This window comes from Niabella drilacis (assembly GCF_900101395.1).
Lineage (GTDB): Bacteria > Bacteroidota > Bacteroidia > Chitinophagales > Chitinophagaceae > Niabella > Niabella drilacis.
On the sequence record NZ_FMZO01000005.1, the window covers coordinates 149,437 to 164,631 of the forward strand.

General features: G+C 50.6%; 7 protein-coding genes. All 7 read left to right on the forward strand.

The window, feature by feature from the left end:
* Positions 1–31 precede the first annotated feature (31 nt).
* The 7 genes from BLS44_RS11025 (at position 32) to BLS44_RS27015 (ending at position 15,178) form a co-directional block, all read left to right on the forward strand.
* Entirely contained in the window at positions 32–3,151 is a 3,120-nt protein-coding gene (locus tag BLS44_RS11025; RefSeq protein WP_090390122.1) for a SusC/RagA family TonB-linked outer membrane protein, read from the forward strand.
* 29 nt (positions 3,152–3,180) lie between these two features.
* Entirely contained in the window at positions 3,181–4,923 is a 1,743-nt protein-coding gene (locus BLS44_RS11030) for a RagB/SusD family nutrient uptake outer membrane protein (RefSeq protein ID WP_176954384.1), read from the forward strand.
* Positions 4,924–5,331: 408 nt separating this feature from the next.
* Positions 5,332–7,737, forward strand: coding sequence for a hypothetical protein (locus tag BLS44_RS11035; RefSeq protein ID WP_090390124.1), 2,406 nt, complete (start codon positions 5,332–5,334; stop codon positions 7,735–7,737).
* Positions 7,738–8,653: 916 nt separating this feature from the next.
* Positions 8,654–11,032 (forward strand): hypothetical protein, encoded by a 2,379-nt coding sequence (locus BLS44_RS11045; RefSeq protein WP_218127733.1) that lies wholly within the window; start codon positions 8,654–8,656, stop codon positions 11,030–11,032.
* Between the two features lie 32 nt (positions 11,033–11,064).
* Entirely contained in the window at positions 11,065–13,347 is a 2,283-nt protein-coding gene (locus tag BLS44_RS11050; RefSeq protein WP_176954385.1) for an SRPBCC family protein, read from the forward strand.
* 91 nt (positions 13,348–13,438) lie between these two features.
* Positions 13,439–15,001 (forward strand): purple acid phosphatase family protein, encoded by a 1,563-nt coding sequence (locus BLS44_RS11055; RefSeq protein WP_090390126.1) that lies wholly within the window; start codon positions 13,439–13,441, stop codon positions 14,999–15,001.
* A gap of 45 nt (positions 15,002–15,046) precedes the next feature.
* The gene (locus BLS44_RS27015) at positions 15,047–15,178 is read left to right on the forward strand and encodes a hypothetical protein (protein ID WP_262492848.1); all 132 of its coding nucleotides are present in this window, start codon (positions 15,047–15,049) and stop codon (positions 15,176–15,178) included.
* Positions 15,179–15,195: the final 17 nt, after the last annotated feature.

Genomic DNA, 15,195 nt, shown 5'->3' on the forward strand with positions numbered 1-15,195 from the left:
TTCTTAAGCCATATTTCTAATATTTATTTTTATGAGTAGACTAACGAAATTGCTGTTTGCAACTGTTGGCTGGGTATGCCTGATGTTTATTGCAGTTGCTTCCAGTGCCCAGGAGGGCATAAAACTGAGGGGGCGTGTGGTCGCCACAGATGGTACTCCGTTGGTGGGCGCTACCATCCAGCAGGAGAAAGGAACGGCGGTCACCGTCTCCGGCGATAACGGGCATTTTGAAATAGATGTTGCCCGGGACAGCCGCATTACAGTTACCATGGTAGGTTACCAGCCGCTGACGGTTGCTGCTGCTTCCGGCGAAATGATCATTGAATTAAAAGCGGCCAGCTCCGATATGGATGAAGTGGTTGTGGTAGGTTATGGAACGCAGAAGAGATCCAGGCTCACCTCGGCTGTTTCGTCTATGAATGCCAAGGAGCTCCAGCTGATCCCCACTTCCAATCTTTCTAATGTACTGGCCGGCAGGCTCAGTGGAACTTTTATACAGTCAGGCACCGGTACACCGGGTATCGGCTCGGGAATCCGGGTTCGGGCAAAGGCCTCCTGGAATGGCGGAAATTCGGTATATGTAATTGATGGTGTAGTGCGGGATAAAACCAGTTTCGACGCCCTGGACCCTAACGAGGTGGAAGATATTACGATCCTGAAGGATGCTGCGTCTGCGGCGATTTACGGATCGCGTTCTACGAACGGGGTTATCCTGGTAACCACCAAGTCGGGCAAAAGCGGAAGGCCGCTTATACAGTTTAATGCGATTACCGGTATCGAAAAGCCCGGTAAAATGCCGTCTTATATGGGCGTTGCAGATGCCCTGAAATTGTCGCAGGCCGTGAATGGAGGAATCGGGCAGGATGAAATTGACTGGGTGCTGAAAAATAATCCCAAGGGCGAAAATTATCTGGATGCGGCTTACCAGGACCCCACCAACCAGAAATATGCGTTGAGCGCCTCCGGAGGGAACGATGTGATTACTTATTACCTCGGCGGATCTTATTATAATGAGAAGGGCTTCCTGCCCAATGTGTGGTACAATAAATACAACCTGCGCGGAAAGATCAGTGCAAAGCTGACCAAAGACCTTACGGTGGGCTTAAATTTAAGCAACAGCTACGGAACCCGCAACCGGTTCAACTTTACGTATGATTATGGCTCTGATGACCTGAATAATTTATGGGGTAAGCTGCTGTACTGGGACGCATGGGCGCCTGCCTACATTGATGGAAAACCGGTGAATCCGGGATGGCTGGGAAATCCTGTAGAAATGATGAAGAACGGCGGGTACTGGCGGAATAATAACCAGCAGATCGACGCGTTGATCAATGCGGAATACCGGGTACCGTTTGTTAAAGGCTTATCCCTCAAGATGGCCTACAGCAAGAACTTTGATAACAGCTATATTAAAACATTTGCCAAACGACAGCTGCTATATAATTTTAAAACCACCGGTACCAACAACCTGATCCGCACCAATGAGGTGATCGGCACTACCATGAGCACGGAGCCCGGTACAGAATATATCGGTAATGAATATGCCAAATCAAACACTTACCAGCTAAACGGGCAGCTATCCTATGATCGAAGTTTTGGCCTGCATCATATCAGTGGGGATGCCGTTTATGAGCAGTGGGAGGCACAGTATAATAGTTTTACCGCCTACCGCTATAATTTTCCCCTGCTGGCCACCGATCAGTTCTTTGCGGCAAGCGGCGATACCAAGGATTGGCGGAACAGCGGATCGGAGTCACAGGATGGAAGACTATCCTATATCTTCCGGTTGGGATATGACTATGACGGCCGTTACCTGTTATCGGCTTCTATGCGGCGGGATGGGTCGGTGAAGTTTGCACCAGGCCGGCGCTGGGGTAATTTCCCGTCCATATCCGGTGGCTGGGTACTATCAAAAGAAGCTTTTTACAATAATACCGCACTCCCGGGGATCATGGATTTTGCAAAGATCCGGTTCTCCTACGGATCCAATGGGTATGATGATCCCGAAGACAGGAATATCAAAAAATGGCTCTGGCTGGATCAGTATAATATTTCGTCTTCCAGCTATTACCTGGGCACCAATGGAACCGCTGCTCCCCGGCTGCTTTACTCGGGTATCCCGATCGCAAACCTGACCTGGGAAAAATCACGTTCGTATGACCTGGGTATTGATCTGACTTTATTAAAGCAATTCAATTTGACCCTCGACTTCTGGAAGCGGCAGACATCTGATGTTTTGGGGACCCGTATCCTGGTAATACCTGCGGAATTCGGAGGCACATTGCCTGCCGAAAATTACGGGATCGTGGATTCAAAAGGTATGGAAATTGAATTGGGATACCGGCATGAGTTTAACCCCGACTTTTCTATCAATGTGCGGGGCAATTTCAACATAGCCACCAATAAGGTTATTAAAAGGGACAGGGCGGCCAACGCGCTTGATGTGGACAACCCGATTGGTAAAACATTGAGCTATGGAACCGGGTATGTGTATTCAGGCATTCTGAGAACGCAGGCGGATATTGACGCCCTGCCCACAGGCTTTACCTATTTTGGTGCGCCTCCCACACTGGGGTCCGCAAAATTTGAAGATATCAGCGGTCCGGGTGGCAAGCCCGATGGTAAGGTAGACAGCTATGACCGCGTGGTGCTGGGTAATTATTTTGGTTCTGACAATGCACCCTATTCCGGAGGTTTATTACTAAGTCTCAGTTACAAAGGCATTACGCTTGAAACCCTTTTTGCAGGTTCAGCCGGCTTTAAGTTATCCTACGGCGATGCCTGGGGCAGGAACTTTGGCGGCGGTGCCAAAGTGCCCACCTATCATGCCGACTCCTGGAGCACCGACAACCAGGAGGGTACCACGCCAAAATTATACCCCTGGGGCAATCCGCAATCTTATGGTTATACGGAAACCTCTACGTTCAATGTATACAACGGAAGTTTTGTGCGTATGAAATACATCAATATAGGGTACCAGCTGCCTTCCGGGCTTCTGAAGCACGTAGGCGTAAAAGGCATCAATATTTTTGCATCGGGTAACAATCTTTTCTACGCATCGAAGTTTAAGTTTTACGATCCTGAAGTATACCAGTTTATGAGTTATCCTACCATGAGATCCTTCTCAGCAGGTATCGATGTTAAATTATAACGCTTTGTCTCAAAAAACATATAATGAGCATGAAAAAATCATTCAACATATTCGTCGCTGTTATTTCCGCAGTGTTCTGTTTAACGGCCTGCCAGAAAGTACTGGACAAAAAGAACCTGAGCGCGGTAAATCCTTCTGAGGTCTGGAGCAGCCCCCAGCTGGCAACCGCTTACCTGAATACTATTTATTCGAACCTTATGCCAGGCAATACCTACGGCAGCGGTAATAATACCGATGAAGGGGTGGCCTATCAGCGGCAGGCCAATTCCTGGCTGGGAGGTACGGCAACAGAAGATTCCTACGATGGCTTTTCGCAATACACCAATATCCGCACTATCAATATTTTTCTTAAGAATATTGCCGAGGCATCCTTTGATGAGGCCAGCAAGGTCACGCTCAAAGGCCAGGGGCTGTTCTGGCGGGCATGGGCCTACTACAGCCTTGTTAAAAGCTATGGAGGTGTACCGTTGATCCTTACGCCACAGGAGCCCACAACGGATCTTACCGCTTTGCAGGTGCCCAGGAGCAAAACCTCGGAATGTGTTACGCAGATCCTGAAAGATCTGGATGAGGCCATTGCCGTATTGCCGGAGGCCTGGACAGGGGAGGATGTAGGAAGGATCGACAAGGGGATAGCCATGGCTTTTAAGGGAAGGGTGCTATTGTTCTTTGCCAGTCCTTTATTTAACGGGCTGGGTGGCGTTGCCTCCTGGCAAAAAGCCTACGATGCCAATAAGGCCGCAAAGGATTTTCTTGATGGAAAGGGGAAAGGGCTTTATGCTCCTTATAATAAGATATGGGACGATGAGCTGAACAAGGAAGTGATCATGGTACGCCGCTACAATTACCCGCAGGCTACTTATTTCCAGGGCGGATTGATCCCGCTGAACTGGTCCAAGGATGATGTGGGTTACGACCGGCCTTCACTGGAACTGGTAAATGCGTTCCCGATGAAGGATGGGGCCGCATGGGGGGCACAGAGCCGGATGTACGATACCCTGTTCCGCAGCAGGGATGACCGGTTTTATGCGAATATTTATTATAACGGTGCTCCTAACCAGTACCTGGCCGGAATGAAAGCGTCCAATACCTATCTCTGGACCTATTTTAATCATATCGACAATTACTATGGAGCTACCGGCATCACCGGGCAGCACAACCAGGTTACCACCGATCCGCTCTGGTCTAACTCAAGTTTTTACAGGATAAAGGCGATCGATAAAACCATTGTGGCAGGAACGGTTTACAATGCCGCGGTAGATTGGCCCGAGATCCGCTATGCTGAAGTACTGATGAATTTTGGGGAGTGTGCCAATGAAACAGGCAAGAGCAGTGAAGCTCTGGACGCGTTAAAGCAGATCCGGCAGCGGGCCGGGATATGGCCGGGTGCTGCTAATAATTACGGTATCACAGCTGTTTCGCAGGCCGACATCCGTACAGCTTATCAAAACGAGCGTTTTGTTGAATTTTGCTTCGAGGGCAAACGCTGGGATGACCTGCGCCGCTGGAAGCTGTTTGGGTACCTGAGAGCGCTTACACAAAGGCATGGCCTGGCTATTGAACTAAAGCCCGGCGAAACCGATGTACAGCCATTAAGCGATATCAATACCGTATGGACAAAATTTAAGTCGACCGTTGTTCAGACCGAAAATACGAATATCGCTATCCCCGATAAATTCTACTTTTATGGAATTCCCAAAACATTAAGAGACCGTAATCCCCTGTTAAAACAGAATAATAACTGGGGCGGTGATTTTGATCCGCTGCAGTAGGGGGGAGATCAAAAAATACGATCAGGTCCAACCTGTGGAAAGGAGCATCAAGAACAGCTCCCGAGCGCTGCGCCAGGACCTGAGATCGGACTTCAATCAATAGGCGTAGCAGGAAGGGCGTGCCGGTAAAAAAAACATCGGTTTTTGTCAATCCGGCGGTAGTTGGTTCGCGGGTTTTGACTGAATTTTATAAAAGGTTTTAAAAAAAAGAAACCTGTTGTTAGGAACGGTTGATGCGGGAGTTGAAGGAGCACTACAAATAATACAATCAAACCCAGCTATAAGAGGTGTGACATCGGGATAGAGCTGTCTGTAACAGGACAGCTCTCCCATTTATCGGGTAAGGCTGAAAGTAAAAGAATAAAACCGTAGCTTAACAGCGCAAATTGATCACTTAATCACAGGAATATGAAGGGGAGTAAATGGGCAATGGGCCTCGTCTTTGTTTTATGCAGTCAGTGGATCCATGCGGTAGAGCTGAAAACAGCTTCTACGGCTATTGTTATTAACGATAAAGGGTTTTACACTTCTATTAAGGTGGAAGGGAAAGAAATTATCGGCGAAGGCGCTTATCCCCTGATCTCGGCGGTAAAGAACGGGCAGATCGTGCTTCCGGGCGCGTTGAAGGTGAGCGGTAATAAATTCCTGCTGACCATGGAAGACCAGCAGGTTATTGAATTGCTGGTACGGCAGCAGCCGCAGGCCATCACTTATGAGGTCAGCAAGATCAGCGGCGTTTATAAAACGGTTGTATTTGGCCCGGTAAAAGTAGTACCGCATGAGGTTGTGGGGGAAGTGGTAGGGGTGGTACAGGGCGGGGATATCGCTTTTGCCATGCAGGCGTTGAATATAAAAACCAATGGCGGTATCCCGCAGGAATATGCAGCGGCTTATGGCGCCCGGTTTAGCTATGCCGGCGGCAATACAGACCTTTCGGTTTCGAGCACACCTTATTTTAATTTTGCGGTGGCCGATACAAAAGAGGGAGCCGTATTCCAGTTATCAGCCAGGAACCGTTCGGAGCAGGAGTACCGTAAGGTGAACCAGGTCGAAAAGGCGCTGGTGCTCCCGGTAAGTGGCGCTGATGGAGCTATTGCCGGTGCCAGGATAGCGCTGTTTGGAGACCGGCGCAGCCGGATCCTGGGCCGGATCGGAAAAGTAGAAACCGAGCAGGGACTGCCGCACCCGGTGATCGAAGGCGAATGGGGCAAGGAGTCGAGAGGGGCTATGCGCTCTTACCTGATCACCAATTTTTCAGAACAGGATCTTGATTTTGTCCTGGAGAAGACACAGCGTGCCGGATTCAGGACCCTGTACCACCCGGATCCGTTCAGGACCTGGGGCCATTTTGAGTGGAATCCTTCCTTAACAAAGGAAGGGGATGAAGGGATGAAAGCGATGGCAGAAAGGGCTTCAAAAAAAGAGATCAAAATCGGGGTGCATACCCTATCCAATTTTTTAACCACCAATGATGCTTATGTAACACCGGTGCCCAGTAAAAAGCTGCTGAAGCAGGGGCAGCTGAACCTCACCGGTAGTATTGATGATATACAAACGACCCTGGAAACGGAAGCATCCGATCTGTTTAATGTGCCCCTCACCCTGAATGCCTTGCAGATCGGCGACGAGCTGATCACTTATGGCAAGGCAGAAAATAAAGAGGGCCGGGTCATACTTACCGGCTGTACCAGGGGCGCATTTGGTACACAGAAAGCCCGGCATGAAAAAAATGAGCCCTTATACAAGTTATGGGATTACCCGTACCGGACCCTGTTCCCCGATCTGGAATTGCAGGATGAATTTGCGCAGCGCCTGGCGGCGGTCTTTAATAAAACAGGGATCAGGCAGATCTCCTTTGATGGACTGGAAGGCTGTATGTATACCGGTCAGGATTACTATGCCACGGCCCGGTTCGTAACGGAATATTACAACGGGCTTCAGAATAAGGCAGACCTCATCAATGACGCCAGCCGCCTGGATCATTATCTCTGGCACATTCATACAAGGATGAACTGGGGAGAGCCATGGGGCGAGGAAATGCGTAAAGGGCAGGTGGCCAGCCGGATCAGGAACCAGGAGTATTTCAGGAGGAACCTGTTTCCAAGGATGCTGGGATGGTTCCTGGTGAGACTGGCAGAGCGTAATTTTGAAGCCACTTCGCTTGAAGACCTGGAATGGGCCCTGTCGGAATCTGCCGGCTTTGATGCCGGGTATGCCATGAGCATTAACATGAAAACATTAAAGAACCACGGGCAGATCGACCGGTTGCTGGAGGCAATGAAGAACTGGGATGCCTTACGTTATGCAAATGTGTTTACAGAGGACCAGAAAAAGCGGCTGAAGGACCCGGAAACCGAATGGCACCTCGAAAAAAAGGATGATAAGAATTTCCTGTTATATCCCCTGTTCATTTCTGAGCGGTTCCGTTGTAATTTGTCCGAGCTGCAGCCGGGGCAACCGGGCGGGGCCGACTGGTCATGGAAAAGCCCGGCGGAAGGTCCTTTTGCGCTGCGGATAAAGGTAGAAGGCGAGGGTGCCGTTGCCAATCCTTCCTTTACCACACCACTCGGCGTGGTAAAGATCGAAGGGAAGCTGGAAGCCAACCAGTACATCCTGCTGGATCACCAGGGCAGGGCTACATTAACGGACCAGAATTATAAGGTACTGGCTGACCTGAATGTTCAGGGTAAGGCCCTGTTGCCCAAAGGCGCATCCGGCGTATCGTTTGCCTGTGAGGGGGTAAATGGGGCCAAACCCGATGTGGTGGTAAGATATATAACCCGGCAAGCTCCGGAAAAAGTATCGATGCCATAAGAAGGGGCCGGAGTAGGGCGCATTGTTAAGAAGAGATTGGTCTCGTCTTCTTAAGGAAATATTTAAAATGCGGAAATAGGAATCCCGGCTATCGGGAGTGAAAACGGAACGGATCCGGATTACTGATCTGCATAACGAACATCGGGCTGCAAATGGCTCTGGTGTTGCAGCCTTGGTCTGACCAGAATTGCATGTGCGGCATCCGAAGCAGGTTATGACCGGATAGCCGGCGGCGTAACTGCCCGTTCGTTTGCAACCGGCCTGCATTGAACCCCGCCGGGGTTCAACCCGGATTGTGGTCATGAACCACGCGTTGCACGCGCGGTTCATCGGATCAAACCCCTGCGGGGAATATGAACCTGAGGCTTGAACACGGGGTATAGAATACGACGCTAACGTTAAAGCCGCGTCCCGAAGCTTCGCATGAGAGCCGGCTAAGGAACACAATCCTGAAGCGCCATACGGTTCCATTTGCTCCTCCCGGATTTCAACGATTGTTGCTCCATATGGAGCAACGTGTTTATAGCAATGTTTCATTATTTGGATTGGGCTCCGTATGGCGCCCCGTGTTTATGCGGCATCCCCCCGGCGGAAACGGTACCCGGATCTTGATATATGGATTTTGCCTTAATAGCCAGGCAATCAGCCCGCCGGTGTTCACATGGAACAATACCGGGATTAACCTGAGTTTTAAAGCCAGGCCCCGAAGCTTCGGAATCGAGGTCCAGGAAAACATCAAGTACAACAACGGTTGAACCTTGAACCTTGAACCTTAAACTTCAAATAAAGGGAAGTTCATCTGGCAACGAAACGGGATCTAACGAGGAACCGGCGCTCTTTCCTGCAAAGAAAACATCATAGCTTGTCAATATAAATGCTGTTCATACCGGTTCATTTCAGCATCTTTATGCCCGAAATGATTGCGATAAAATACACACTGAAATTAAAGGAACGCTTGTGCTGCAATAAACTGCCGGTATTTATTGTTTTGATGCTTTTTGCCCCATTGCTCCTGTTTGCGCAGGCTGGTCTTTCCTGGCTGCCGTCCCCGGGCGCTGCTGCGGCGCCTGTTTCAGCAGAGATCCATACTTTTTTAAAGGGGCTGTCCGGGAACATGCGGGTGCTGGCCTGTGGTTATAGAGGGGCGCAGCTGGGTTCCCTGGAACCGGTCCCGGTTGGGAAAAAAGGGACAAAAAATGAATGGGAATTAAATATCGATAAATATTCTGAACAGAAAGAAGACCAGGAGATAATGGATCTTACCTTTCGTTTTAAAAGAGAAGGCAGAACAATTGCTGATGCCGGTGTGGCGCTGGCGATCGACTTCGGTAACTGGGATGTATCCAATTATGTGATGATCCCGGCTTCCGTGTACAACGGGAACCGGAACCGGATCGTAACCCGGGGGTATAATGAGGGGGTAGACCGGTCGGACCTTTACCGGAAGGACCTGCCCCAGACCACTACTTCATTGCCCCAGCTTTCTCCCAATGCCGGTGAGCTTTCAAGACTGGAGATCAATATCAGCAATACCGCAACACCGGCCGTATGTATCTACGACCGGAGGAAGGGACTTGGCTTTGTTTTGCTCTGCGACCAGGGAATAATGGTAAAGGACCAGGTGATAGATCACGGGCTGATCCTCGAAGAGAACAAAAGCCGGACCCAGGCTACCCTGGTGGTCAGCGCGCCGGGTGTGCGCGAACGGAAACCGGAGTTCATTGGTTTCAGCAAAAGCCCGGACCGGGGCATTACCTGGAGCCCGGGTGATGCACATACCATAAAACTGCGGTTGTATAAGTTTAAGGCGAAAGACATCCCCGGGTTTTTAAATACGTTTTCGAAGATCCGGAAGGACCTGACCGGCAAAAACCAGCCCCGCCAGCTGGTGCCCTTCAGTGCTATTAACCAGATCATGACCCGCAATATCGATAAACGTTATTACGAGGGGAAATTCAGTTTTTACTGTCCCGAAAATGCGGACTGGATCTCCTTCGGATGGATCGGGGGGCTTATCAATACCTTCCCGATGCTGGCATTAAACGATGCCCTGCACCGCGAGCGCGTGATGCGGACCTTTGATTTCGGGATGACCTATGGCCAGGGCAGGTCCGGCTATTTTTGGGGAGCCTTAAATAAGGATGGGTGGCCTTTTGGAAGAGAAGCCTATAACGACCGCCCGGAAATCGTGCTCACCCGGAAGAATGCCGATGTCCTTTACTGGATGGTAAAGCAATTTGAACTGATGAGAGCCCAGGGCCATGCGGCATTTATAAAGGCGGATTGGGAATGGCGGATCCGGAAGCTGGCCGATGCGTTTGTCAAAACCTGGAAGGAAGAAGGGCAATGGGGCAACGACCTGGATCATGAAACAGGTAAGGTAGCGGTGTATAACAGCTCCGGCGGTGTGATGGCGATTGCCGGGCTGGCGCTCGCTTCCCGATACTATCATAACCCCGAATACCTGCGTGTAGCGGAAGCCGCCGCCGCATATTATTATAAAAATTTTGCACTTACCGGCATGACCACCGGGGCCTGTGCCGATATCTTACAGAACGCGGATTCAGAAACAGCCATTGCTTTTACAACCGCGCTGATGACGCTTTACGAGTTTACAGGCAAGCCTGTTTATTTAAGGCAGAGCCGCGATCTGGCCAATTTGGCCGCTACCTGGACCACGTCCTTCGATTACCGGCTGCCTGCCTACACGGCGCTGGCCAAACTGGGAGCAAAGCTCACCGGAGCGGTATGGGCCAGCACACAGAACAAGCATGGCGCGCCGGGATTTTGTACCCAATCCGGGGATGCACTGTTCAGGATCTACCGGTCAACCGGGGAACAGCGCTACGCGGAGCTGCTGTATGATATTGCGCATGCTTATGCAGAAGGCATTCAGCCCAACGGGCATATTACCGAGCGGCTGACCTATTGCGATGCGGATAGCCGTGGCTCCCGGGGTGATGGCGGCAAAACCGGGTGGAACGAGACCAATGGCGCTTTAATGTCGCTTGAAATTCCCGGTGTGTACCTGCGTACTGATATAGATCGTTTTTTTGTATTTGATCACCTGGAGGGAAGGGTGACCAAACGGGATCAAAAACATCAGAAAGTATGGGTGGAGCTGCACAATCCCACACCCTATGCCGCCACCGTGCGTTTGCTTGCGGAAAACGGGAACCAGTCGGCAAAGGCATTAAAACTGACATCCTTCCTCGATTGGAAAAAGATCGAAATAGGAGCAGGACAAACAAGCCGTTTTGTTGTGGAAGGCACGGTTATAAAAAAGAACGGGTAATATAAAAAACATTCATCACTACGAATAATAAAATGAACAAAATTACATTTCTCAGGATCGCAATTATACTGCTGTTGCCTGGTATATGGGGGCCGGCGCTTATGGCACAGACCGTTTTAAGGACCCGCTATTTCAAAATTGAGGTAAACGATCAGGGGTATATCACCAGTATGCAGAATACCACGGTGAAGCCTTACCGCGAGTTTAGCCCGGCAGACAAGCCATCGCCGCTGATGATGCTTTATGATGCAGGGCAAAAAAAATATTATGCGCCACAAAAGTCGGTCTATACAAAAAAGACAAAGATTTTTACGCTCAGCTACCCCAACGGGTCGGTGGCCCGTATCAGCGTGGCGCCGCAGCCCGGATATTTGAAGCTGCAGCTGCTTTCTTTGACCAACGCCGGGCATATAGAAGCCATCCAGTGGGGATCCTATCATACCAATATCACCAACCTGATGGGCGAGGTTATCGGGGTGGCCCGGGACACCAGTGCTGCAGTTAACTATGCCATTGGTATGCTGGCACTGAATGATAATACGATCGGGGCAACGGCCGACATAGAGGGCGATGCAGCCCCCTTCCAGTACATTATTCATACACCTGATCCCCAGCGGTTCCCCTTGCCGGATTCGTTACATGAAGGGCAGGTATTTACATTGGGCGGAGACGGCCACAACGATGTGGCTTTTTATGCACACAAGGAGCCCTGGTACCGCATCCTGTACGGGAACGCGGCAGGGGTCGACGACAAGGGACGGATATCGATCGTATACCAGTCGCGCGACCGTAAACAGGAACGGGAAGTACAGTATTCGCTGATGCCGAATATGGCGGTTAATAAACCCAATCATTTAAAGGTGCAGGCATTGCCCGGTGTAGATTATATCGGCTCATCCATAGCGTTATGGGGCAGCCCGGACAGTACGGCATTGATGGATGTGATCCGGGATATCGTCCTGTCTGAGAAACTGCCCTATACCACCATCAACGGCAAATGGGTAAAAGATCCTGCGGCCTTTGTACCGGATGCCATGTCCAGCGGTAACCTCAACGACAGTATCATTGCCTATGCCAGCCGGCTGGGATTTAAGGCCATTAGTTTGTATGACCAGGGTTTTTTAAGACCCAACCGGGGAAATGAAGGGTATATTGACGGAAAGGATTTTGAGCGGAAACCGATACGGCTTTCCACCGGCAATCTTTCACATAAGGCGTTTTCACAGCTGGCCGCCCGGCAGCACCTGGTGATTGGCCGTACAACGATCACGAACTCTTTAGCGCCCGGTACAAAGGATGCCAGCCCGGTGCCCAGCGACAGTATCTGGTATCAGCAAAAAAGGCTGCTGGCAAGGGATATCAGCGCCATGGATACGCTGATCTATGTAAATGACCCCACGTATCTGAACGAGATCGGGAGCTGGCAGGCCCATGTCAAAAGCCTCAACATCATCCGGGTGGGCAAAGAGCTGGTTCATTTTCTTGGTGTCAGCGATACAAAGCCCTACCGCTTATTAAATGTAACGCGCGGATACTGGAAAACACAGGCGGCGGCACATAAAGCACTGGATACTTTGTACAAGCTGCAGGTGACCATCGGCGCGGGCTACGACGGGCTGATCCCCAATATGCAGCTGCAGGACGAAATAGCAAAATACTATGCCGATATCTGTTATGTCAACGGGTTGGGGTATTATGATTTTGACGGGCAGGAGTTCCTGTTCAATACCGGGCATGGGTATTACGGAGCCAAACGGTTTTTCCGCAAAATGTTTGAGCGGGCAAAGGAACATGGCATCGCCGATATCCGTTTTACCGGGGCCACATTGTCCGAAGGCTCCTGGCACTACCAGAGCATCTGGAATGTAGGGGGTGGAAAAAATCTGTACGATGCCCGCACAAGAGAATGGGGCAGCACCACCAGCCAGGGTAAGGACCTGAGGGATGTAACCTATGCCAACTTCTTCCCCGTGGGTATGGGCGGTAATTTCCCGATTACAGAAAAATCTACCGTAGAAGAATACGAGCATATCCAGGCTGTTTCTGTTGGCATTGGTTCTACCTACAGCATGCGGCTGAACCAGAAGGACGTGGAAAAATGCCCGCAAAAAGAGCAGATCTTCAGTGTGATCCGCACCTGGGAAGATGCCCGTGCGGCCAACGCCTTTCCCCGCTGGGTAAGAACAAAATTAACAGATCCGGCATACAGCTGGAGGCTGGAGGCGGGTGCCGGTCCTGATACCTGGACGCTTTACCAGATGGTTGATGGAAAAAAGACACAGCCGGTCGTATTAAAAAGAGCAAAGGGGTATTAACGGGTATGTGAAAGGCAGGTGCTGGTTTAAGGGCTTTTGGAAACACCTGGGCTGTTTTACGGGGCTCAACGAAAATTAAAAATATTGTGAAATGAATAGCCGGTTTTTTTTATCTGTTTTACTGCATTGTATCACCGGGATGGGCGGGGCTGAGGCATACGCCGGGGAAACATCCCGCAATTTTTCGGACAGCAGCCAGCTGTTAACGCGGGGACCTTACCTGCAAATGGGTTCAGAAACAGCGGTCACCATCCGGTGGCGCACCCGTATGGCAACGGATTCGCGGGTAGAGATCGGCACCCAGCCCGGCCGGTATAAAACCATCATAAAGGACAGGGAAACTACCACGGAGCATGTGGTGCAGGTGAGCGGGCTAAAACCCGACACCCGGTATTACTACCGCGTGGGCAGCAGCACCGGGATACTCCAGGGTAATAAGGATAACTATTTCCGTACCGCACCGCCGGAGGGCACCCAACGCAAAATACGGATCGCTGCATTTGGCGATTGCGGTACTAACAGCAAAGGTTACCAGGCCGGGTCGCTGAACTCCTATCTTCGTTTCACCGGAACTAACCCTGCAGAGATCATGTTGCTGCTGGGCGACAATGCGTACTCCAGCGGCAAGGACTCGGAATATTCCAAAAATTTCTTCCCGGCGTATGAAGGCACTGTATTAAAAAATCACGTGCTGTTTCCCGCTCCGGGCAATCATGATTATTACAGTTCCTCCCAGGCCTCCCGTGATGGCGCGTACTATCGCAACTTTACCATGCCAACCGCAGCAGAATGCGGGGGAGTAGCCTCCGGTACCGAGGCGTATTATTCTTACAACTGGGGCAATATTCATTTTCTTTCACTGGATTCCTATGGAACGGAAACGGATCAGAAATTAAGGCTGTATGATACGCTGGGGCCGCAGGTTACCTGGATCAAAAAGGACCTGGCCGCCAACACCCGCAAATGGGTCATTGCTTACTGGCATCATCCGCCCTACACTATGGGCAGCCATAACTCAGATAAAGAGGCGGAGCTGGTACATATCCGCGAAAATTTTATCCGCATCCTGGAACGCATGGGGGTAGACCTGGTGCTGTGCGGTCACAGCCATAATTACGAACGCTCCCGCCTGATGCACGGGCATTACGGGCCGGAAAACGATTTTGATCCCGGCATACATGCATTGAGTGCCTCCAGTGGAAAATACGATGGCAGCGAAAACTCCGATCCCTATATTACTGCATCTGGCAAAGCCAATAAGGGCACTGTTTATGTAGTGGCCGGATCTGCCGGGGCCAGCGGGCATATCCAGTCCGGGTATCCCCATAATGCGATGCCCTATTCCATGAATGATGGCGGGATGTTATATCTTGAAGTGGAGGGTAACCGGTTAGACGCCAGATTCATCCGGCGCGACAGTGTGGTGGCCGATCAGTTCACGATCTTCAAGGATGTCAGTAAGAACGTTTCTAAAACGGTCAGGGCCGGCTCAAAATTGCGGCTTTCGGCGTCCTGGCCCGGCGCATACCGGTGGAGTAACGGAGAACGCTCCCGTTCCATAAACGTCAGGCCATCCCGTTCCCAAAACTTTTTTGTAACCGACGGCAGGGGGAGCCTGGCGGATACCATCCGGGTAAAGGTAGTATCCAGATAAATGAATGTGCTGGTTTAAGATCCGTAAATTGTAATTTTTTCTGAAATGTATAAAAGACTCTTTTTCCTGGTAGTGGGGATCATGCCGGCGGGCTCCGTTCCCAGCTCAGGGCTGGAGAACGGGTCTATTGCGATGGTAAAAAGATCTACCAGTGCGACAGCAACTGGAAAAAAATAAAAGAACTGAATAGCGGA

Coding starts and splice junctions, on each gene's coding strand:
- BLS44_RS11025 (WP_090390122.1), top strand. CDS start 32: ATGAGTAGACTAACGAAATTGCTGTTTGCAACTGTTGGCTGGGTATGC.
- BLS44_RS11030 (WP_176954384.1), top strand. CDS start 3,181: ATGAAAAAATCATTCAACATATTCGTCGCTGTTATTTCCGCAGTGTTC.
- BLS44_RS11035 (WP_090390124.1), top strand. CDS start 5,332: ATGAAGGGGAGTAAATGGGCAATGGGCCTCGTCTTTGTTTTATGCAGT.
- BLS44_RS11045 (WP_218127733.1), top strand. CDS start 8,654: ATGATTGCGATAAAATACACACTGAAATTAAAGGAACGCTTGTGCTGC.
- BLS44_RS11050 (WP_176954385.1), top strand. CDS start 11,065: ATGAACAAAATTACATTTCTCAGGATCGCAATTATACTGCTGTTGCCT.
- BLS44_RS11055 (WP_090390126.1), top strand. CDS start 13,439: ATGAATAGCCGGTTTTTTTTATCTGTTTTACTGCATTGTATCACCGGG.
- BLS44_RS27015 (WP_262492848.1), top strand. CDS start 15,047: ATGTATAAAAGACTCTTTTTCCTGGTAGTGGGGATCATGCCGGCGGGC.